The organism is Pseudomonas sp. NPDC089996, from assembly GCF_044748405.1.
In the GTDB taxonomy this organism is placed as follows: Bacteria; Pseudomonadota; Gammaproteobacteria; order Pseudomonadales; family Pseudomonadaceae; genus Aquipseudomonas.
Window position 1 is genome coordinate 119,080 of the sequence record NZ_JBIVGA010000010.1, and the last position, 20,619, is coordinate 139,698.

18 protein-coding genes are annotated in these 20,619 nt (G+C 55.2%); 6 read left to right on the plus strand and 12 right to left on the minus strand.

Going from position 1 to position 20,619, the window contains the following annotated elements:
• Nucleotides 1-3 precede the first annotated feature (3 nt).
• Nucleotides 4-1,119: a bifunctional 3,4-dihydroxy-2-butanone-4-phosphate synthase/GTP cyclohydrolase II gene (gene ribBA / locus ACIPW4_RS18600; protein ID WP_400660414.1), complete on the minus strand. Its 1,116-nt coding sequence runs from the start codon at nucleotides 1,117-1,119 to the stop codon at nucleotides 4-6.
• A 38-nt stretch (nucleotides 1,120-1,157) separates the two neighbouring features.
• Entirely contained in the window at nucleotides 1,158-2,111 is a 954-nt protein-coding gene (locus ACIPW4_RS18605; RefSeq protein ID WP_400660416.1) for a CobW family GTP-binding protein, read from the minus strand.
• Between the two features lie 295 nt (nucleotides 2,112-2,406).
• Between ACIPW4_RS18605 and ACIPW4_RS18610 the strand changes: the two genes are divergently transcribed.
• The 4 genes from ACIPW4_RS18610 (at nucleotide 2,407) to ACIPW4_RS18625 (ending at nucleotide 6,069) form a co-directional block, all read left to right on the plus strand.
• Nucleotides 2,407-4,008 carry an amidohydrolase gene (locus ACIPW4_RS18610; protein ID WP_223272742.1) on the plus strand — a complete coding sequence of 534 codons (1,602 nt, stop codon included), beginning with the start codon at nucleotides 2,407-2,409 and terminating at the stop codon, nucleotides 4,006-4,008.
• 63 nt (nucleotides 4,009-4,071) lie between these two features.
• A complete protein-coding gene (locus tag ACIPW4_RS18615; RefSeq protein ID WP_181097971.1) occupies nucleotides 4,072-4,224 on the plus strand; it encodes a hypothetical protein in 153 nt (50 codons plus the stop codon).
• Nucleotides 4,221-5,666: a purine-cytosine permease family protein gene (locus ACIPW4_RS18620; protein WP_400660418.1), complete on the plus strand. Its 1,446-nt coding sequence runs from the start codon at nucleotides 4,221-4,223 to the stop codon at nucleotides 5,664-5,666. Before ACIPW4_RS18615 ends, ACIPW4_RS18620 begins: the two co-directional genes overlap by 4 nt.
• 64 nt (nucleotides 5,667-5,730) lie before the next feature.
• Nucleotides 5,731-6,069 carry a YybH family protein gene (locus ACIPW4_RS18625; protein ID WP_400660420.1) on the plus strand — a complete coding sequence of 113 codons (339 nt, stop codon included), beginning with the start codon at nucleotides 5,731-5,733 and terminating at the stop codon, nucleotides 6,067-6,069.
• A 104-nt stretch (nucleotides 6,070-6,173) separates the two neighbouring features.
• On the opposite strand, the gene pgi is transcribed toward ACIPW4_RS18625, so the two are convergent.
• From pgi to ACIPW4_RS18655, 6 genes are all read right to left on the minus strand, one after another.
• On the minus strand, nucleotides 6,174-7,841 hold the full coding sequence (gene pgi / locus ACIPW4_RS18630; RefSeq protein ID WP_400660422.1) for a glucose-6-phosphate isomerase: 1,668 nt from the start codon (nucleotides 7,839-7,841) through the stop codon (nucleotides 6,174-6,176).
• Between the two features lie 76 nt (nucleotides 7,842-7,917).
• Nucleotides 7,918-9,387: a glucose-6-phosphate dehydrogenase gene (gene zwf, locus ACIPW4_RS18635; RefSeq protein WP_400660424.1), complete on the minus strand. Its 1,470-nt coding sequence runs from the start codon at nucleotides 9,385-9,387 to the stop codon at nucleotides 7,918-7,920.
• A gap of 112 nt (nucleotides 9,388-9,499) precedes the next feature.
• A complete protein-coding gene (locus tag ACIPW4_RS18640) occupies nucleotides 9,500-10,768 on the minus strand; it encodes an MFS transporter (protein ID WP_400660426.1) in 1,269 nt (422 codons plus the stop codon).
• A 268-nt stretch (nucleotides 10,769-11,036) separates the two neighbouring features.
• Entirely contained in the window at nucleotides 11,037-12,392 is a 1,356-nt protein-coding gene (locus ACIPW4_RS18645) for a D-tagatose-bisphosphate aldolase, class II, non-catalytic subunit (RefSeq protein ID WP_400660428.1), read from the minus strand.
• Nucleotides 12,373-13,332 (minus strand): sugar kinase, encoded by a 960-nt coding sequence (locus ACIPW4_RS18650; protein ID WP_400660430.1) that lies wholly within the window; start codon nucleotides 13,330-13,332, stop codon nucleotides 12,373-12,375. The genes ACIPW4_RS18645 and ACIPW4_RS18650 overlap by 20 nt, the downstream gene beginning before the upstream one ends.
• 13 nt (nucleotides 13,333-13,345) lie before the next feature.
• Complete coding sequence (locus tag ACIPW4_RS18655; protein WP_400660590.1) at nucleotides 13,346-14,125, minus strand: L-iditol 2-dehydrogenase; 780 nt, start codon at nucleotides 14,123-14,125, stop codon at nucleotides 13,346-13,348.
• A gap of 188 nt (nucleotides 14,126-14,313) precedes the next feature.
• Between ACIPW4_RS18655 and ACIPW4_RS18660 the strand changes: the two genes are divergently transcribed.
• Nucleotides 14,314-15,258, plus strand: a complete 945-nt coding sequence (locus tag ACIPW4_RS18660; RefSeq protein ID WP_400660432.1) for a sugar-binding transcriptional regulator — start codon at nucleotides 14,314-14,316, stop codon at nucleotides 15,256-15,258.
• Nucleotides 15,259-15,329: 71 nt separating this feature from the next.
• On the opposite strand, the gene ACIPW4_RS18665 is transcribed toward ACIPW4_RS18660, so the two are convergent.
• The 4 genes from ACIPW4_RS18665 to ACIPW4_RS18680 all read right to left on the minus strand — a co-directional run bounded on the left by ACIPW4_RS18665 (nucleotide 15,330) and on the right by ACIPW4_RS18680 (nucleotide 19,551).
• Nucleotides 15,330-16,157 (minus strand): aldo/keto reductase, encoded by an 828-nt coding sequence (locus ACIPW4_RS18665; protein WP_400660434.1) that lies wholly within the window; start codon nucleotides 16,155-16,157, stop codon nucleotides 15,330-15,332.
• 77 nt (nucleotides 16,158-16,234) lie between these two features.
• On the minus strand, nucleotides 16,235-17,395 hold the full coding sequence (locus tag ACIPW4_RS18670) for an MFS transporter (RefSeq protein WP_400660591.1): 1,161 nt from the start codon (nucleotides 17,393-17,395) through the stop codon (nucleotides 16,235-16,237).
• 138 nt (nucleotides 17,396-17,533) lie between these two features.
• On the minus strand, nucleotides 17,534-18,394 hold the full coding sequence (locus tag ACIPW4_RS18675; protein WP_400660435.1) for an SDR family NAD(P)-dependent oxidoreductase: 861 nt from the start codon (nucleotides 18,392-18,394) through the stop codon (nucleotides 17,534-17,536).
• Complete coding sequence (locus ACIPW4_RS18680) at nucleotides 18,391-19,551, minus strand: metallophosphoesterase (protein ID WP_400660437.1); 1,161 nt, start codon at nucleotides 19,549-19,551, stop codon at nucleotides 18,391-18,393. Before ACIPW4_RS18680 ends, ACIPW4_RS18675 begins: the two co-directional genes overlap by 4 nt.
• Before the next feature lie 126 nt (nucleotides 19,552-19,677).
• Here ACIPW4_RS18680 and ACIPW4_RS18685 point away from each other — a divergent pair, with 126 nt between their 5' ends.
• Entirely contained in the window at nucleotides 19,678-20,598 is a 921-nt protein-coding gene (locus ACIPW4_RS18685; protein WP_400660439.1) for a LysR family transcriptional regulator, read from the plus strand.
• Nucleotides 20,599-20,619 lie beyond the last annotated feature (21 nt).

Genomic DNA, 20,619 nt, shown 5'->3' on the forward strand with positions numbered 1-20,619 from the left:
GTACTAGGCTTCCACCTCACCCGCCAGTACCTCGACGACTTCCAAGTCAAACCCAGCCAGCCCGAGGAACTTGGCTGGAGACCCCATGTTCCTGAGCTTTCGTACGCCCAGATCCTGGAGGATTTGAGCGCCTGTGCCCAACTCGGCATAGGTGCGTGAATGGGCGCGCTGAGATTTGCGGTTTGGCTTTGAAAGCTGGGGAACACGCTCCAGTAACTCCTGAGACGACTCATGGGTGGCCAAGACCACCACTACACCCTCTCCTTCGGCGGCTACTTTCTCTAGCGCACTCCAGAGCGTCCAACTGCTCGGTGTAGAGCAATCTGCGCCCACAAGATCGCAGAGAGGATCAATGACATGCACCCTGACCAGCACGGGCTCATCACCAGTCGGCTTACCCATGACCAATGCCATGTGAACACCACCCTCGACAACATCTTCGTAGGTGACTAGGCGGAAGTTACCGTGAACCGTGGGCAGCTCACGCTCACCGATGCGAACCACGGTACGCTCGGTCGCCAATCGATAGTGGATGAGATCAGCAATCGTCCCAATTTTGATGCCGTGCTTCTGAGCAAACTGCTCCAGGTCTGCGCGTCGGGCCATGCTTCCGTCATCATTCATGACCTCCACGATAACCGATGCGGGAGTCAGCCCTGCGAGGCGCGCAAGGTCGCACCCAGCTTCGGTGTGACCCGCCCGGGTCAGTACACCACCATCCCGAGCCTGGACAGGGAAGATGTGGCCAGGCTGTACCAAGTCGCTGGCCTTCGCTCCGGGCCGCACTGCCGTTAGTACCGTATGAGCACGATCTGCCGCTGAAATCCCTGTCGTCACACCCTGTGCGGCTTCGATCGACATGGTGAAAGCGGTGGAGAACACCGCCCCGTTGTTCGGCACCATTTGCTTGAGCTCCAGCCGAGTGCAGTGCTCTTCAGTCAGGGTAAGGCAGATCAAGCCGCGCGCCTCCCTGGCCATGAAATTGATCATCTCCGGCGTGCACAGCTCCGCCGCGAGCAGCAGATCACCTTCATTTTCACGGTCTTCGTCGTCCACCAAAAGCACGGGCTTGCCCTGGCGAACATCCTTAATGATTTCTTCGATTGTGTTGAATAGCATGTTATCGCTCTTGTTTTAGGAGATTGATCGGGGTTGTGCTACTGCAGGCAGGCTTCGAAAGAGCTGCGCAAGGCGTCGGAATCAAGGTTTCGACCAATGAAGACGAGTTTGCTGGTGCGTGGCTCATCGTCCTGCCAGCGCCGCTGAACGTCGCCGTCAGCCATCGCCTGCACGCCCTGGAACACAAACCTGCGAGGCTCGTGGGTCAGCGCTAGAACCCCCTTGTATCGCAACAGATCCTCTCCGTACTCGCGCTGCAAGGCCTGTATGAACCCCATGAATCGGTCTGGCACCACCTCCTTGTCAGTGGTCAGAGACACGCTCACGACATGCTGATCGTGACGATGCAGCAGCACAGGAAACCGGTGGTCAGCACCTGTGATTTCCAGATCCTTCAAGCTGTATGCGCTGAAGCCAGACAGTAATCCCACGTCGACCGCGCAATGGCTCGTTCTAAACTGCTTGGCTGAAGGACTGAGTTTGCGAAGCAGGGCATCAACGGATTCAGCGTCGTCATCACAAAGCTGCTCAATCTTGTTCAGTAGCACGACGTCAGCGAAGGCAAGCTGCTGGACGATTTCCGGATGGCGTTTCCAGTAGCCTTGGATGTGGGCGCCATCGACTACACAGACCACCGCGTCGAGCACCAGCTCATCGTTCAGGTCATCGTCAAGCATGAAGGTTTGTGCAATCGGCGCAGGATTCGCGAGGCCCGTTGTCTCGATGATCAACGCATCGAAGCCACCCTTTTCGAGCAGAGCTTCCAGGCTCGACAAGAGATCCCCCCTCACTGAGCAACACAAACACCCATTGCTCAATTGGATGACCTGCTCGTCCCTGCTCTCGATCAATTCGGAGTCGATCCCAAGCTCAGCGAACTCGTTGACGATAACGGCGTAACGCCTCCCCCTGGGATCCGCAAGCATCTTGCTCAACAAGGTGGTCTTGCCCGCTCCCAGATAGCCCGTCAGTACCGTGACCGGAATTTTCATCGTGTCGGCTCCATCAGCTGGTCGTGCAGTGCTGTCGCTCGGCAGCACGCCGACCGACAGGGGAAAAAGACATTGACATCCCCTTTCGTTGCTGATTATGTAGCATCTCGTTAAGAAAAAAAACAAAAGCGGAATTTAAAAGATTGGAAAAAGTTTTTTCCGTAGCTGACCGGTGGATAGTGCTGTGGTATCCGCCTTCGCGTTAGCCTTTTTGAACCTCCGCAGTGGAGACGTAACGATGATTGAGAGAGAGGCACCGCCCGAGAGGATCCTTCTTGGCGGTAAGGTGATTACCATGAGCCCGGATGCTGACTCGCAGGCTGAAGGGGTAATCATCAGAGGTGACAGGATCGTGAGGCTGATTCGCCGTGATGAGGTCGATCAGTTCCGCACTGAGAACACTGTCGTCACAGACCTTGGCAATCGCACCCTCATGCCCGGGTTCGTAGATGTCCATGCTCATGCGGAAGTCGTGTGCAGGACGACTTTCAACACCATCGATTGCCGTGCGCCGGAGTGCTCCTCAATCGCTGACGTCTGCAGCTTGTTTGCGAAAGCACGAGACGAGCGTGCTCCAGGCGAATGGATCGTTGGCCAAGGCAACCTGTTCTTTGATCGCAAACTCAAAGAAGGCCGTTTACCGAGCAAAGCCGAATTAGATGCCGTCAGTACTGAGCACCCCATCGCTATACGCGCCGGGGGGCACATCACCGTACTCAACAGCAAGGCTTTGGAAGTCGCTGGCATCGACAGAGATTATGTGGCGCCCGAGTTCAGCGTCACCGGCCTTCCTATCGTCGAGCGCGACGACAATGGCGACCCTACAGGGGTAGTCAAGGAAATGGATACGTTACTCCCCTTCCCTGGCTGCGATCGTGCAACCCTCAAGAGCGCACTCAAGGAAGGTCTGTTCGATTACTTCACCCGGTTCGGCGTTACAACAATCGGAGAGATCTCTGAGACCGTCGAGGGCATCCAGTGCATGGATGAGATGGCCTGTGAGGGAACACTGCCCGTGGCGATGCGCGTCTATATCTGGGCGCCGGGCACCATGGAGCTCGATGATGCCTGTAACTGGCGGAGCAAATTCGAGCTAAAGGCATCCGAGCACATGATCCGCATGCAAGGCATTAAGCTCTTCGCAGACGGCGGATTCTCGGCCAAAAGCGCTGCTGTCAGCTGCCCATACCTTGGGCTGAATGGCCAATGCGGCGAGATCGCATTTCCTAAGTACTTTTTCCGTCGTGCCTACGAGCAGTCCCAGAAGAGTGGGCTACAGCTGGCAGTCCACGCGAACGGTGATCGAGCTCAGGAGTGGCTGTGTGAATTAGTCCAGTCCATGGGGGGCGCCAGCAGCGGTCGCACGCGCATGCGAATCGAGCACGCAGGCAACTTCATGCCTAGGCAGAAAACCATGGAGGCCTGGGCAACAGCCGGCATCATCCCAGTACCCCAGCCGGTGTTCATCTACACCTTCGGGGAGTACTTCCCTGATTACCTCGGTGATACCGGTCGCATTGGACGTTTCCCGTTCAAAGACCTGATTGCTCAAGGATGGCGACTGTCGGGTAGCTCTGATGTCTGGATCGGCTCGGAGCGAGAGGCTACAAATCCCCTCTTCAGTGTCTGGTGCTGCGTAAAGCGGGAGACCTACTCCGGTAACTACATCGATCCAGAGCAAGCAGTCACGCTGGAACAGGCCCTTCGCATGCATACCCTTGATGCCGCTGCGACCATGGGCGAAGACGATATCAGAGGAAGTATTACTCCAGGCAAACTTGCCGACATTATCGCGCTTGACCAAGATCCCTTTGAAGTTCCCGTTGATGATCTTAGAAAAATAAAAGTGGAATACGTACTCACACAAGGACGTACGGCTCTTAACCTTACCTGTTAACTGCCAATTCGGCCGACCAGTAATGGTCGGCTCTCACAAGAAAAGGTTGCAGGAGATTTAGAAATGCGTGCATTACCGATCGAACTCGAAAGAAGAATTAGTTTGCTGGAGCAAGAACAAAATCAAGGATCGGATTTTGATTCCGTTGCATGGTTTTGGCTCGTTGCGTTGGGCGTAGTATTCCCCGCAGCCGTTGCAGCGTGGGGGTGGGCATGAGCAAGCAACATACGTTAGACGTTGCTGCGGACACATCCGCATGGCCATTACTACCAGCTGAACGAGTCTGGGGCAGTTGGCAGTTGTTGATTGCTCTGACGACGGCCGGCGCAGCAACCTGGTGCTACATCATTGGCGAATACGTTGGCTATTATCTGAATTTCAAGCAGGGGTTTGCAGCACTCACCGCTGGCTGTATGTTTGGGATGTTGATCACTGTGCTCGCAGCCTTGCCCATTTGTTGTCGATTTGGTGTTGACTCGATCGCATCCAGCAAGCCGGCGTTTGGCTCTAGGGGTTGGATAATCCCTGCAACTTTGCAATTCCTTTCGATCCTTGGCTGGAACTGCTTGCTGCTCATTTTCTTTGGGAAGTCGGCGGCTCAGTTCTTTGTCGCGGTCGGTCTTGCTACGCCGGATCAGAGTGGAATCATTGAACCCTGCGCAACCCTGTTCGCCTGTGTGCTGGTCATGCTCTTGCTGATAAAAGGCTCTGGTGGGGTCGACAAAGTCGCCAAGATTCTCGTCGCTCACGTGTTCGTCGGCATATGGATGCTCTACATCATTGTCAACGAGCGCTGGGAAGACCTGTCCATGGCCAAGCCTGTGTACGCCTCCCCCGATCCGCTGTGGAACTTTGTGACAGGCCTGGAGCTCGGCATTGCGTCATCTCTGTCTTGGTGGCCCTACGTCGGCGCCATGTCACGGATGGTTCCTAATGGAAGAAAAGCTGCCGTCCCAGCGTTGATTGGTCTGGGAGGATCGGTTGCCGCGCTGAGCTTGATTGGTGTTGCCGGCGTTCTCGTGCTCAAGGTATCGGATCCATCGGAATGGTTGCGTACGGTGGGCGGGCCAACCTATGCGATCATTTCCCTTGCGTTTGTGACCGCTGCGAACCTGGGCACCGCCGTAGCAGGTATCTACTGCTCGGCCCTGGGGCTGCGTCACTACAAAAAATTCGAGCAAATCTCATGGAAGGTCTTGCTGGTGGTGGTGATTACACCTATAGCCATTATTGGCCTAGCCATTCCTAACTTGTTCTTCAGCAACTTCTCCACCTTCTTAGCATTCATTGGCGTAGGGTTCGCGCCTCTGTGTGGCATTCAAATCATTGACTACTACTTGCTGCGTCGGGGCAAGATCAATGTTCGCGGTCTGTTTGACGAAAGCGAGCCCAGCTACCGATACTGGAAAGGCTTCAATCCAGCCGCTGTGCTTGGCATGATTGCTGGTATTGGCACCTACATTTACGTCCTGAACCCGCTTACCTACACGTCCAACTACCCTTACCCGCTGGTTCCAGCCTCTGTTCTGGCCGCTGGCGTAGCAAGCCTTGTTTTCCTGATTGTTACTCGGATCATTGTTATCCCTTCTGGCAAAGGCGGCTATGACCACTCAGAGAAAACCTTGCAGCCTGAAGAGCACACTACCCCTCAGATCTAATTAAGCGCAAAGCCCGCCACTCCAAGTGGCGGGCACACTGCATTTCAATACATTCGGAGGTTGCATGACTGGTATTACCGTTGATTTGATTGATGAAATCGTTGAAGCATTTAATCGGCACGACATCGAAAAAATTCTCACTTATTTCAGTGATGATGGTGAGATGGTCAGCGCAAGTGGCAACCAAGGTCGTGGATCAAGTTTCAAAGGTAAAGAAAGCATTGAGGCCGCACTGCGATCGCGGTTCACGGCCTGCCCAGATATCCAGTGGGTGGATGGGAAAACTGGGTTTATGGCAGCAAAGCCGTATCAGAGTTCCGGGTCGTCGCCAATCTTCCAGATGGGAGCAAGCTCAACACGCTTGGTTGCGATCTGTGGGAATTTGCAAATGGGAAAATCGTAAAAAAGAACACGTACTACAAACAGTAGTTCATGTGCGCAGGCGCAAACTGGCCCACAAGGGGGCCAGTTCGTGGTTCATGACAAAAAATGCACGCCCACGCTGTGTCAGCCGCGATGACGATTGCGGAAATAAGCTACAAGGCCTGCTGTGGATGCGTCATCACCGGGCTCTGCGCCTTGACCTAGTAATTGTTCATAGACGTTCTTGCCAAGCTCTTTGCCCAATTCCACTCCCCATTGGTCAAAGGAGTTGATCCCCCATACCACACCCTGGACGAATACCTTGTGCTCATAGAGCGCCACTAGGGCACCGAGCCGATTCGGGCTGATCATGTCCATGACCAGCGTGTTACTCGGACGGTTGCCAGGAATTACTTTGTGAGGGGCAAGCCGTTGCACCTCACCCTCTGTCATCCCCTTCGCTCGCAATTCAGCTTCGGCCTCGGCTTGAGTCTTGCCAACCATCAGTGCCTGGCTCTGGGACAAACAATTGGCGTATAGCCATTGCTGGTGATCTGCAACCGGATTGTGGCTCACCACTGGAACGATGAAGTCCGCAGGAATAAGAGGGGTGCCTTGGTGCAAAAGCTGATGGTAAGCATGCTGCCCGTTACATCCAACACCTCCCCAGATCACAGGGCCAGTTGTGCAGGTAACGGGCCGACCGTCACGCTGGACGCTCTTGCCATTCGACTCCATATCCAGTTGCTGGAGGTGCTTCACAAAATTTCGCAGGTAGTGGTCGTAAGGCAGGAAAGCGTAGGTCTGGGCGCCCCAAAAATTGTGATACCAGATGCCCAGCATCGCGAGGATGACCGGCATGTTCTCCTCGAATGGCGCCTCCTGGAAATGCCGATCCATTGCGTAAGCCCCGGCCAGCATATCCTTGAAATTCGACATCCCAATTGCGAGCGCAATGGGTAGCCCTATTGACGACCACAGCGAGTAACGGCCCCCTACCCAATCCCACATCGGAAAGACGTTTTTCTCGCGGATGCCAAAATCGACCGCCGCCTGGCGGTTACTGGTGACGGCAATGAAATGCCGATACAGCCGCTCACTACTCCCTCCTTTCGCCAGATACCATTCGCGCGCGGCTTGGGCATTTTTCAGGGTTTCCAGGGTGCCAAAAGTCTTGCTGGTGATGATGAAGAGCGTGGTTTCAGGATTGAGCCGCGCGGTGAGCTCACAGAATTCACTGCCATCGATGTTCGCCAGGTAGTGACACCGCACGCCTGACTGATGTGTGTACGGTAGGAGAGCCTCAGAGACCAGTTGCGGCCCTAAGTAGGATCCGCCAATGCCGATGTTCACCACATCGGTGATAGCTTTATCACTGTACCCGCGCCAGAGCTGATGATGAATGCGACCGACGATGTCGGTCATCTGCGCGAGTGCAGCATGGACGTCATGCATGACGTTATGCCCGCCGACTTCCAAAACCTCTCCAACCGGCCGACGTAATGCGGTGTGAAGAACTGGGCGTTTCTCCGACTGGTTAAACTGCTCCCCCTGGACTACCTGCTGGATCGCTTCGCTCACGCCTGTTTCCCGCGCAAGCTTGACCAGCAGCCTCCTTGTCTCGACGGAGATCAAGTTTTTCGAGTAGTCCAGGAACAGCCCGCAGCTGGAAAGTGAAAACTCTGAGAATCGCCCTGGGTCGGCACTGAAGGCTTCGCGCATCCTGAAACGATCCATTGCCTCACGATGGTGGGTGAGTGCTTGCCAGGCGGACAGGGAAGTAACGTCTGGAACATGGTGCTGTTGGAACATGGTTAGAGCTTCCTTCGAGGGGATAGATAGCGCCATGCTGAGCATGGGCCATTCGAAATCGATTCCTTGGCTTGAGCTAGAAGTCGCCGTACCAGCTATGCCCATCTCTTGCCATCAGGGCGATGCTTGCGGATGGCCCCCAGCTGCCGGCCTGGTATGGCCTAGGGCGATCGCCCTGTTGCTCCCATCCAGTAATCAGCTGGTCGCACCATGTCCAGGCATGTTCAATTTCATCTTTGCGTACAAACAGATTCTGGTTGCCCTGCATGACCTCCAGAATCAGCCGCTCGTAGGCGTCAGGGATTCGATTGCGACCCGGAGCGCTGGCTAGATTCAACTGAAGCGGCCCCCCTCGCAGTTGCATCCCTCTGTCCAGACCTTGCTCCTTGGTCATTACCTGAAGCTCGATGCTTTCGTTCGGCTGCAGGCGGATGATGAGCTTGTTACCCACCAGAGGGCGCTGAGCGGGAGCGAAGATGTAGTGAGGTGGTGCTTTGAAATGGAGGACAATCTGTGACTGCTTCTCTGACATCCGCTTACCCGTCCGCAGGTAAAACGGCATACCTGCCCATCGCCAATTTCGCACCTCAACTCGCATCGCAACGAATGTCTCGGTATCGCTTTCGGCATTCGCATTCTCTTCTTCCAGGTAGCCCGGCAATACTCGCCCCAACGAATTACCTGCAACGTACTGCCCACGAACGACGCTGTCGCTCAACTGCGCAAGCCCAACTGGAACCAGCGCTTTGAGTACCTTCACTTTTTCGTCCCGAATGCTGTCTGCGGATAGGTCGCTCGGGGGATCCATGGCGATCAGGCACAGTAGCTGGAGAAGATGATTCTGGAGCATGTCTCGCAACTGCCCGGCTTTGTCGAAATAGCCCCAACGCCCCTCAATACCGACCTCCTCGGCCACGGTGATCTCGACATGCGAAATGTGGTGTTGATTCCACTGGGTCTCAAACAAGCTATTGGCAAACCGCAGAGCCACGAGGTTCTGCACGGTTTCTTTGCCCAGGTAATGGTCGATCCGATAGGTACGATCCTCGGGGAAAAACTTCGCGACCGCCTCGTTGACAACGCGAGAGGATGCGAGGTCGTGACCGATCGGTTTCTCCAAGACTACCCTGGTACGCTCGGCTAGCCCGGCGCCTGCCAACCCTGCGCAGATTCCACCGTACAAGAATGCCGGCGTGGCGAAGTAGGCGATCAACTGACCACCCTCACCTAGTCGGTCTGCCAACTGTCCATAGTCGTGCTGCTGAGTGAAATCCAGGCACTGATACGCAATGCGATCAATCAAGCGCCCAATGACTTCATCGTCTTGCTCGTGCAGAGGCACGTGATTGCGCAGTTGCTCAACGATCCGGTTGACCTGAATTAGCCCATCGCCTGCACTGGAATCTAGGGCGAGCACGCGGATTTCAGCACTGAGCAAGGCGGTACGATCGAGCTGATAGAGCGCAGGGAATAGCTTGCGCAGGGCGAGATCGCCCAGTGCACCAAAGATCATCAAGGTGCAGGGTTCAACTGTCATAGTCTTCATAATGAATCATCATGGAAGCAGTCATGCCGTAGCAGGAGTCTGCCTAGGCGAGATAGCAGCGCCTCTGGGGATCGAGGTCAGGCACGAAAAGGTGCCGACCTCAATCTCAGGCTCAGTGGGCCGCCTGGGTACGAAGCGACGCTTTTTGATCGGGTCGGGTAAGACCAGGTTGCTCGACTTTGATGAAGCAAGTCAGGACGAAAGCCAGGAGATACAAGCCGGCGAACGTCCAAACAACAGCAGCAGCTCCCCAAAGTGCCATGATCACCCCCACCAGACCTGGCGCCATGAAGTGACTCAGCCCCGCCGATAGATTGTGTGCAGAAACCGCTGCACCCTTGTGTTCTGGCTCCAGAGCTGGGAACAAGGCAGACATGGGAACAAAGCCGGATATGGTTACACCCAAGAGTGCGGACACGCTCATTCCTACCCATACGTTGCCTTTGAACATTTCTGGCAGGTAGAAAAAGGCCAAGGCCGATGCAGCGCATCCCAGACAGCCGACAACGCGGACAACTTTCAGCCAGCCGATCCGGTCACCTACATTGCCCCACAGGACGTTCGTGAAAACCGCAGTGACGCTGAGCATTGCCCAAATTCGCAGCCACTGCTCGATGGTGTAGCCAAACTCGTCCGTAAACACCAACGGCATGAAAACCACAAAACCGAACAGCGAAAGCTGATTGATGACCCTGACGATCACGGCCAGGGTGACATTGCGATTGGAGTAAAGGATGGTGATGGCTTTGGAGAGCTCACTGAGCTTTTTGCGCGGCATTCGAGGCGCCGAGGCGCCTCGTACACCCATTTTGAGAAACACCAACACCACACCAGACAATGCTACCCAGGCAAGCGCCATCCACAGCGTGCCCATGTAGCCAAGGATCGGAATGGTAATACTGGGGATGAATGATCCGAACACGCCCAGCCCTAAAGCAAACATTGTCCAAAACCAGCCCATGGCTGAGGCCATCCGCTCGGGAGAAACCACCATGGTGATCCATACGACAAAGCCGTAGATGAACATGGGATAGCTGATACCCCGAATGCCGTAGGCTGCGAGCATAACTGCGAAGTTCTTCTCCGCGAGGCCAAATGCTAGGAACATCACATGGAACAGGAGCCATAGGAAGACCCCTGCAAACATAAGGCGCTTGGGATGCCAGACTTCCGCCAAGACACCGGATAGCCAGGATGCAATCGCGACAGCCAATCCGTACACAACGAAGAGCAGCGAGGCTTGCTCCGCTGAGAACCCAATATCCACAACGTATCGAGACAGAAACGCTTGCTCAATGCCGTCACCGGTCATGAACAAGCCGACACCGAGGTATCCGAGCAGCAAGGTACTGGGCAAGCCAAAAAAGGAACGTGTTTGCATCGGTCTAACCCTCTTATTCTTGTGATTGAGGTGCAGCCGCAAACTGCTTATCAGGCTGTGCAGTTTTGAAAGATCTTCTATCGTGCGGGGTGTCTTACTTACCCAGCATTTACTGCCTGATGCCAGTGGCCCAAGCAGCTCTATCTTCACCTGATGAATCGACAGTGAGAGAAACGAGCAGCAGTCAACCTTCAGTAAGAAACCGAATCTGCGAAAGCAACATTCTATCATTCCACCAGGTAAAGAATTCGAGCGGCTAGGAGCGCGACTACGCGGCTATTTTTCGCATCGATTTGAAGCCACAAGCGCGGGCATACGAAGCAATGACATGGCGAACCGAATAGCGGAGCCAATCCAATGGGTCACTGCTGGTAAGCATCCCTGTGCGGCGAGCTTCATAGATCAAAGGCAGGTACTGGCTTATAAGCGGCTCACTGGGTGTGTTATGGCGGAGATTTTGCACCAGGCACTCGACCGCCTGGCAAACCTCAGGCTGCTGCCAGTAATAGCGGATTCGGTCGCTGTAGCTATACCTGCGAGCTAAACGCTGAGCGCGCTCATCCCCTTGGTAGTACCCGCTCCAGTGTTCAGGTGCATCAAGCATGCATTGTTCGAGCACCCGTCGCACATTGGACGATTTTTCATTCGAACAGAGAATTTCATCCTCAATCGCGCTGAGCGCGAACAATGCTTCACGCCATGCATAGGTGACCCCAGGCCCAACCTTCAGGATGGCGAAGTGATCTCTTACCAGGTGCGTCAACGCTTCCTCGGTCTGGTAGTCCGTGGAGTGAGCCTCGAACACCATACCTGGAAACTGGAGGATGGAATTGCTCAGTGCCTGAGCCTCCAACGGCTGATAATCAATCACGTCTTGATCATCAAACTCCACGCCTGGCTGGGTGACCAGGGCCACTACTCGCTCAAAAGCCGAGCCGAGCCCCTGCTCCAGGAACACTTGACGGTGTGATTCATAGGTATCCGCCACAGCGGCGATTTCGGTCACGGCCAACGCTTCACTCTCACCGTGGTGGCTTTGAGCTCCGCCAGGAACCGGTACTTCAGTACCGATCACATAGCGTGGCATTTGCTGCTCACTGCGACCCAGCGCTCTCGCAGTTTCTTCTGCTGCGGCACAGAGGCGTGCCGCGCGTGTTGCGATAGTCAAAACCGACAATGGTGTGGGGTCGTCTGCGCAGGCCATGCTGGCATCGAGATGAAGCTTGCTGAAACCTGCCCGAACGTAGTGCTTGATGAGCTCCTCAGCTTTTTCCATTGCCAGGGCTGCAGGCTCATTACGCCAAGGGTTGGGCCCCAGGTGATCACCGCCAAGCAATAGACGGTTCAAGGGGAATCCAACCTCGTTGGCGAGGTCACGTACCTTGGCGATAAAGTCGTCAGGACGCAAACCGGTATAGCCACCGAACTGGTTCACCTGGTTGCACGTGGCCTCAATCAGCAAGGGTGAGTCATCTTCAAGAGCCTGCTCCATCGATGCTCGCAAGACTTCCTCATGCGCAGAACATATCGAGTAGATCCCACACTGCCGACCCTGCCGGTTTTGCTCGACTAACCTTTCCAAAATGGAAGCGTCCGCGTACTGCTCAAGCGATCTGGCGGTCATTGCGCAAATCCTCCTGCAAGAAAGCATTCAGTTGATCTGGTGTGCTGTTCCCTTCCATAGGGCCCAGACGGGTGACTGCCAGCGCACCGGCGGCGTTGGCCAAGTGAAGTGCCCGCTGTGGCTCGAAGCCCTGTGCGATAGCCGCCATGAAGGTTCCGCCAAAGCAGTCCCCTGCCCCTGTTGGATCAACCTCGGTGACGGGGAAGGGTTTGGCGTGAAGTGATTGGTTCCGGTCGATGTATCGACATCCACCGTTCCCTAGTTTGAGGGCTACCCATTCAAGCTGATCTCTCAGAAGGCATTGAGTGATGGCCTCTTCGAGTGACAGTCCCGGGTAAAAGAACTCAAGATCCGTCTCGCTCGGCAAGAAGACATGGCAGCGTTCGAATACCTTTCTGAGCGCTGCGGCCATGGGCTCGAACTGGAGCATCTCTACTCGAACGTTGGGATCGAACGACACCTTCACACCAAAAGCCTCAGCCTGGCTCAGAAGAGCGTCTACGGCCTTGATGGCGCCATCGTTGTTCAAGGTTGATCCCATAACATGGAGGTACTGACAGCCTTGAAGCACATCATCGCGGATGCTGTCGCGACTCAAGCGTCCAGAAGCACTGGCGGTAACGTTGAAGACAAAGCTACGGCTTCCGTCACTCGCATAGGTTACGAAAGCTGTCCCGGTGGGAAGAGGCTCGCGCTTGACGCACTCCACATCTACTCCGGCCTGGACTAGGCGATCCTGAATGGCATCGCCAAACGCGTCAGCTCCCAGGTGGCCGATGTACTTGACACGAGCCCCTTGACGAGCGGCCTGGTCGGCAAAGATGACTGGCGCCCCGCTTGGGAATGGGCCACGGAAGCTCCCCGGCTCATGCAAACGCTGATCTATCCGCTCAGCCATGAATTCAGCCAGCATTTCGCCAAAAGCGACGATATGGATCATGGTGTTCTCCGCCTTAGCTCATCCAGTTTCCACCATCTACATTCAGCGTTTGTGCTGTGACGTAGTTCGAGGCTGCTGACGCGAGGAAAATGGCAGCCCCAATGAAGTCATCGGGAACGCCCATCCGCCCCATCGGCACAGCCTCACCGACCTCACGTTTCTTCTGGCCAACTTCCTTGCGTTCATACTTGGCAAAAAGGGCATCAACCTTGTCCCACATTGGGGTATCGACAACACCGGGAGCGATGCCGTTAACGTTGATGCGATGCTTAGCCAGCGCCAGCGCGGCAGATTGGGTGTAGCTGATCACTGCTGCCTTGCTGGCACAGTAGTGGGCCACGAGTGCTTCCCCCCTACGTCCAGCCTGCGAAGCCATATTGATGATCTTGCCACCCTCGCCTTGTTCCACCATCTGACGCGCAACCGCCTGCATCAGGAAGAACATGCTGCGCACGTTCACCGCGAAGAGACGCTCATAGCTGTCCCAGGAATCCTCTAGCAGTGGCCCCATATCAAAAACCGCCGCATTATTCAGCAGGATGTCTACCCGGCCGAACCGCTCCACAGCAGCATCGACGACCTGCTGGATGCTGGCCCGCTCGGATAAGTCCACGGTCAGAGCTGACAGCGAATCACGTTCGCCTGCAGTGAATGCCTCCAGCAGCTCTGATTCAGGTTTGACGTCTACCAGTAGGCATTTAGCGCCTTGAGCAACGTAGCCCTTGGCTATCGCCATGCCGATACCGCTGCCTGCGCCGGTGACGATCGCAACCTTGTTTGCCAATTCCATGATTCGCCCTTCTCTTGTTCTTAGGTAAAATCGGTATGTGATTTACATTAGTTCAGCAGCGCTACAAATGCAAAGCTAAAATTTCCATTTTTCCTACCATGTATCATTGGCTGGCGGTTTTTTGACTTTTTGCGCTCAGCCTATCTATTTAAGCTATAGTGCGGCATACCCAGCGACTGGAGGCTGACTGAGTGTCGACGGCGAACAAGCAAGACCTGATGGCGAAGGTGGCATGGCTGTATTTTGTGGGTAACAAGACTCAACAAGAGATTGCCCAAAGCCTCAACATCTCTCGACCGACGATCAATCGCATGATCAGCCAAGCTACGGACTCTGGTCTTGTACAGGTGCGGATCAGCCATAGCACCCGGGATTGCCTTGAACTTGCCGAGACGCTCCAGCGGCGCTATGACCTCAGCTTGTGTGAGGTTGCGCCAACGCTGGATGGTGGTGAGAACGGTGACTACCGAAGCATCGCAGCCCTGGGCGGCGCTGTTATGGAGCGCTACCTCAGCGATTCTCGGTTGGCGGTCATCGCTGTTGGCTTTGGCCGAACCTTGAAGGCGGTTGTCGAAGGTGTCAGTGAAATTCCTGCACCTCATCTCAAGATCCTCTCACTGGCTGGAAGCGTCGCGCTGGACGGATCGTTCAACAATTTTGACGTGGGGCTTCGTCTCGCGGACAAGACCGGGAGCAAGGCATTCCTTCTCCCCATGCCAGTGATAGCGCCGTCCACGGAAGAAAGAGACCATTGGCACAATGGCCAGCTCTTCCCTTTGGTGAAGCAGCTTTACAAAGAAGCTGAGGTAGCCTTCGTGGGTATTGGTGATGTGCTGGAAAACTGTGCTCTTGTCGCAGATGGATTCATTTCCGCAGAAGAAGCCCTGTCCCTCCAGTCTGAGGGCGCTGTGGGTGAGATCTTGGGTTGGGCGATGAACAAGCATGGTGAACGCGTTAACGACGGCTGGGCAGAGCGAGTTACCAGCTTCCCGCTGGAAAGCTTGGCGAAACGACCAATCATTGCATTTGCTGGCGGAGAGCGAAAAATCCCCGCCATCCTAGCTGCGCTCCGTGGGCGCTGGATCTCAGGGCTTGTCACCGATGAGGCAACAGCTGTCCGGCTTGCCGCCCTTTGAACTTGCTCTGGCCTTTTCGCGGGGCCTGATCCTGAATGTGCTGCAGACATTCAATTCCCAAAGCTGAAGCACTAGGCAAATGTACTGGGGTCGGGGCCCAGACGCTTGGCACTATCCAGTGCAGCGACGGCGGCTAGATCTGATTTATCCAGAGTGAAATCGAATACGTTGAAATTTTCCCGAATACGTGAGGGCGTTATGGATTTTGGGATCGCAATCAGGCCGATCTCTATGTGCCAGCGGACAATTATCTGCGCAGCTGTCCTGCCGTGCTTTTCAGCAATATCTAAGATGACCGGGTTGCTCAGTGCACTGCCCTGCCCTAACGGACTCCATGACTGCGTAGCGATCCCCATCGACTCATTAGCCTTCCGGAGTGCCTCCTGCTGCATCAATGGATGAAGCTCGATCTGGTTAAGAACGGGAGCGACGCCGGTCTCATCAACCAGGCGTTGCAAATGGTCTTCATTGAAATTGGACACTCCAATAGAGCGAGCCTTGCTGTTGCGCTGTGCGTCGATCAATGCCAGCCAGGTATCCACAAAGTTGTTTTGGCTTGGTGCTGGCCAATGGATCAGAAGCAGATCGATATATTCGACCTTTAGTCGTTTCAGGCTTTCATCCAGTGCCGCCGTCGCAGCGTCGTATCCATGGGCATCATTCCAGATCTTCGTGGTCAGAAATACTCGCTCTCGGGCAATACCCGCGTCTCGAATGCCCCCACCTACACCTTTCTCATTTCCATAGATCGATGCTGTGTCCACATGGCGATACCCTTCTTCTAAGGCAACGCACACAGCAGCACGCGCCTCCTCGTCGCTGGCTTGCCATACACCCAGGCCGACCTGAGGGATACGATGTGCGTCAGATAGTTGAATGGTCAGCTGTGGCTTCACCATGGAATTAATCTCCTACTTTGAAGTGTCGGAAGACAAGACAATTGGGGGGTACCGTTCGGCACCTGGCCTCTGCCTGGTTACGATTTTGTGAGCCCGCCGGAGCTGGAGCGTTTCTCTAGCCCGATGGAAACTGCGAAGAAGACAACCCCAAGAATCGCCAATGCAGCACCGACCCAACCCGTAGACGCCCAGCCAAGGCCACCAGCAATCGCTAGGCCGCCGAGAGATGCACCCACGGCGTTTGAGATATTGAAAGCACTGTGGTTCAGCGCAGCCGCAAGCGTTTGGGCCTCTCCAGCAACTTTCATAAGACGTACCTGAAGCGCCGGCACTAATGCGAATCCGCAACCGATCAAAAAGAGCACAGCCAGCGTGCCAATGTACGACGATGCAAAAAGTGAGAATGCCCCAAGGAACACTGCATTCCAGATCATGATGTAAAAAATCGCGGGCACAAGCGCACGGTCAGCCAACCAGCCGCCGACTAGATTGCCAACAATCATGCCGAGGCCCCAGAGCGCCAATACCATCGGTACTTGCCCAGAAGTGAAACCAGTCACTTCTGTAAGCGTCGGAGTGATATAGCTGTACACGGAAAACATTCCTCCGAAACCGATGGAGGCTGTCGCCAGCGTCAGCCAGAGCTGGGGTTTCTTGAGCCCGCCGAGCTCGGACTGTGGACTGGCAGATTCGTCACGTGGGACGGTTGGGATAAACACCCAGAACAGGATGATAGCGATTGCTCCCCCCGCTGCTAGCGTAGCGAATGCACCACGCCAGCCGACCAACTGACCAATCCAGGTTGCAGCCGGCACGCCAACGACGTTGGCTGCAGCTAGCCCAGCCATTACATAGCCTGCAGCTTGAGCTTTGCGATTTTCTGCTACCAATGACGCTGCCACGAGGCAGGCGACACCGTAGTATGCACCGTGCGGCAGACCTGCAAGGAATCTCGCTCCGAGCAAGGTTGCGTGATTCCAAGCAACCGCACTCGCGCCGTAACCTACCGCGAACAATGCGAGCAAAGCGATCAATAGCGTTTTGCGAGGCCAACGAGCTGCGAGAATCGCAATGAGCGGTGCGCCTACGACGACGCCGAGGGCATAGGCCGTGATGTACCCCCCTGCAACCGGTATGGAAACGTCTGTGCTTGAGGCCAAACCTGGCAGCAGGCTCATGGAAGCGAACTCCCCTGTGCCGATGAATAGACCGCCCAGTCCAAGCATGCTGATAGCCATGCCGGCGCCATGCGCGACTGAAACTGAAGTTTGAGAGCGTGATGCGGCTGTGTTGATACTTGTTTGGCTGGTCATCAGCGATGCCTCCGATTAAGCGGTACCGAAGGCACCCTTAGAAAATAAAAAACTCCGCCGAGCCTACTTGCCAGCAACGTCTTTGATGGAGTCTGCGAATTTTTCCACGTAGTCCTTATGCCAGCGCGAAAGTGCCGGTCGGTTCTGAATCATGTCGTCTGCCGACCATTGCATCCGACGCTGATCCAGCGCCCAGCTGGACTCGTTGTCTTCACAGAAAATGTAGAAGTCGCCCGCTGCCATTTTTGCTATCAACCGATCAGCCACTTGGTCGGCACTCCAGGGGCTGTCAGGCTTCGGAGTGTCAGGGTTCATGCCGGGGAAGTTCATAGGTGTGAACGTGTAGCCCGGGATCAGAAGGTGCGCTGAAATGCGATCACCGACCTTTTCACGTAGCTCATGGGTCAACTGCTCAGTGAGGACTTTGACTGCCGCCTTTGATACCGAATAGGCAGCGTTACCAGGGCGCGTTGTGATGCCTTCCTTCGAACCCAGATTGACAATGGCTGCATGTCCTTTCTGGGAAAACATGGTTTCCACAAAAAGGTGCTGCAAGGTCAATATGCTCCAGAAGTTGATCTCCATTAGTGTTCGCCATTTGGACAAGCTATCCCATGGCCCGGCTCCCTTGATGATGGCGGCGTTGTTTACCAGCAGAGATACTTCACCGAACTCACATGACTTCTCGTAGAGCTTGTGAAGGTCGCCGTCGGACGTGACGTCGCCACTGATCGCAAGCACCCTCACGCCCGGGCACTCGTTGAGTAAGCTCTTGGTTGCGACATCCAATGCGACTGCATCCCGGTCGAAGAGAACGATGTCCATGCCCTCCTTGGCAACTCGTCGGGCGATGGCGTAGCCGATCCCTACTGCCGCACCGGTGATGACCGCAACAGCGCCGTTACGAATGGCTGGATGATTCATAGGATTGTGCTCCTGGCTGTATGTCCGTTGGAACCGGGATCGGCGCGAAGGACGATCTCAGTGATTTCAGGGAGTACACCGAGCCGGATGGGGAAACCATTCCACAGTGCAGTGCCATTGCTGACATAAAGCGTCATCTTGCCCACTTCATACCGGCCTGAAATGAAACCTTGATTGGCGTAACCAGCGACCAAATTCAAGCCGCTAATCATCCCGCCATGGGTATGTCCGGAAAGCTGCAGTCCGATCCCTGCAGCTGCCGAACCTGGCGCGCCTTGGGGGCGATGTTTGAGTAGGATGGTTGGAGCTTTTGTCTGGGCCCCGGCGAGCGCTTTAGCCACGTTGGGGCCCTCGTGACCAAAGGCAGAAGCGGCCTCGTCGGTAACTCCAGCGACTACCAGTTGGTCTGCCCCTTTCTGAAGAATCACGTGTTCGTTCACCAGGACGCGCATTCCCAGACGTTTGAATTCTGCCACCCACTGGTCGACATCGAAGTAGTACTCGTGATTGCCTGGGATCGCGATGACACCCAGCGGGGCGGTCAGTTTGCTTAACGGTGCGACATCGCGTTTTCGCGCATCAACAGTGCCATCTATGAGGTCGCCCGTAATCAGGATGGCGTCAGCATTGAGTGCGTTAGTACGGGCGACGACACCTTCAACCCAGTCAGCCTGGAAAAGGCGACTGATATGCAGGTCGGTCAGTTGGACAACTCGCAGGCCGTCGAGAGATCTGGGCAAATTATTGACCGTCACCTCGATTCGTCGAACCTCTGGCAGTTGCACAGCTTGGTAAACACCGATTCCGGACAGCATCAGCGCTACGGCTGCGATGACCGTACGCAACCGCGCACCATACAAACCCTTCAAAGAGGCTCTGAGCCTCACTGCAAGAGCCCCACACACTAGGTCGGTCAGCAGCGTCAACACGACGATGAGGACGAATGCGCAGAACAGCCAGCCAGCGATCAGTACCCATGCGCGAGGCACCTCAGGGGAGAACATCGTTCCATACGCTGCGATGAGGATGAGGTGGTACTTGGAGACCACCAACAGCGCGATAGCCAGGAACAGGCGCCACGCGCGGCTGATAGGCAGTGGAATTACGAAACGCCAGAGCACGAAGAGATAGGCAATCGTCAGGTAGACATGGAACACGATAAAACACCATCGATTGGGTTGACGTAACGATCGTTGAGTGGAATTAATGGTACATGAGTTAAATTAGGTAATTGATTAGATCAATTGCATAATCCATTGAGTTCAGCTCAACCATGGAGCGCTATGCCTGTACTCCCTACCACGCGTCTATCTCGCGCAGACCTGGCCGACCTCAACTCTTTTCTTGCTGTGGAAAGGATGCGAAGTTTCACTCACGCCGCTGTCGAGCTCGGCATCACTACCTCAGCGCTGAGCCATTCGATTCGAAATCTGGAAAGCCGGCTAGGTGTACGGCTGTTAAATCGCACCAGCAGGACGGTCTCCCCAACGGATGCAGGTGCGGCACTGGCCAAGCGACTGACGGTTGGTTTCTCCGAGATCAGCGGTGCATTGGCAGCGCTTGATCGTCACCGGGACAGGCCTTCGGGAAGGCTACGTCTCAACGTATTGAGCGACGGTGCACGGTTGCTGTTCACCAAGTTTCTGCCCCCATTTCTGGAGGCTTATCCTGAGGTCTCTGTTGAGGTGGCAGTCGACGACAGGATGGTCGATATCGTGTCAGCGGGCTTCGATGCGGGTATCCGGTTCGGCGACACGATCCCAGAAGATTTGATTGCGGTGCGGTTGAGCGAGGAGCTTAGATGGGTGGCAGTCGCCTCACCCAGGTACCTGAACGCCAACGCCCGGATCTACGAGCCGGAAGATTTGAAGGCTCATAACTGCATTCAGATCCGCACAGGGAATGGCGTGATCTATCGGTGGGATTTTGAAAAGGACGGCGACCATCGCACTATTGATGTGCCTGGCCAGCTCTGCGTCAATGAAACAACCTTCGGCATTGAGATGGCGCTCGCTAACAGGGGGATCACCTACTGCCTCGAAGAGCGCGTGCGTTCTCATATCGATCGGGGTGAATTGCAAATCGTGCTGCCGGACTGGTCTCCGATCGAGCCTGCGTTTTACATTTACTACCCTGGCCGTCGACAGATGCCACCAGGACTTCGAGAACTGGTGGATCTATTTCGGGCAGACCTCCGTTCTTAAAAACGAAGACTTGTAGGCGAC

Coding starts and splice junctions, on each gene's coding strand:
- pgi (WP_400660422.1), bottom strand. CDS start 7,841: ATGTTCCAACAGCACCATGTTCCAGACGTTACTTCCCTGTCCGCCTGG.
- ACIPW4_RS18640 (WP_400660426.1), bottom strand. CDS start 10,768: ATGCAAACACGTTCCTTTTTTGGCTTGCCCAGTACCTTGCTGCTCGGA.
- ACIPW4_RS18670 (WP_400660591.1), bottom strand. CDS start 17,395: ATGGCTATCAGCATGCTTGGACTGGGCGGTCTATTCATCGGCACAGGG.
- ACIPW4_RS18675 (WP_400660435.1), bottom strand. CDS start 18,394: ATGAATCATCCAGCCATTCGTAACGGCGCTGTTGCGGTCATCACCGGT.
- ACIPW4_RS18605 (WP_400660416.1), bottom strand. CDS start 2,111: ATGAAAATTCCGGTCACGGTACTGACGGGCTATCTGGGAGCGGGCAAG.
- ACIPW4_RS18645 (WP_400660428.1), bottom strand. CDS start 12,392: ATGACCGCCAGATCGCTTGAGCAGTACGCGGACGCTTCCATTTTGGAA.
- zwf (WP_400660424.1), bottom strand. CDS start 9,387: ATGAAGACTATGACAGTTGAACCCTGCACCTTGATGATCTTTGGTGCA.
- ribBA (WP_400660414.1), bottom strand. CDS start 1,119: ATGCTATTCAACACAATCGAAGAAATCATTAAGGATGTTCGCCAGGGC.
- ACIPW4_RS18665 (WP_400660434.1), bottom strand. CDS start 16,157: ATGGTGAAGCCACAGCTGACCATTCAACTATCTGACGCACATCGTATC.
- ACIPW4_RS18620 (WP_400660418.1), top strand. CDS start 4,221: ATGAGCAAGCAACATACGTTAGACGTTGCTGCGGACACATCCGCATGG.
- ACIPW4_RS18625 (WP_400660420.1), top strand. CDS start 5,731: ATGACTGGTATTACCGTTGATTTGATTGATGAAATCGTTGAAGCATTT.
- ACIPW4_RS18610 (WP_223272742.1), top strand. CDS start 2,407: ATGAGCCCGGATGCTGACTCGCAGGCTGAAGGGGTAATCATCAGAGGT.
- ACIPW4_RS18615 (WP_181097971.1), top strand. CDS start 4,072: ATGCGTGCATTACCGATCGAACTCGAAAGAAGAATTAGTTTGCTGGAG.
- ACIPW4_RS18685 (WP_400660439.1), top strand. CDS start 19,678: ATGCCTGTACTCCCTACCACGCGTCTATCTCGCGCAGACCTGGCCGAC.
- ACIPW4_RS18650 (WP_400660430.1), bottom strand. CDS start 13,332: ATGATCCATATCGTCGCTTTTGGCGAAATGCTGGCTGAATTCATGGCT.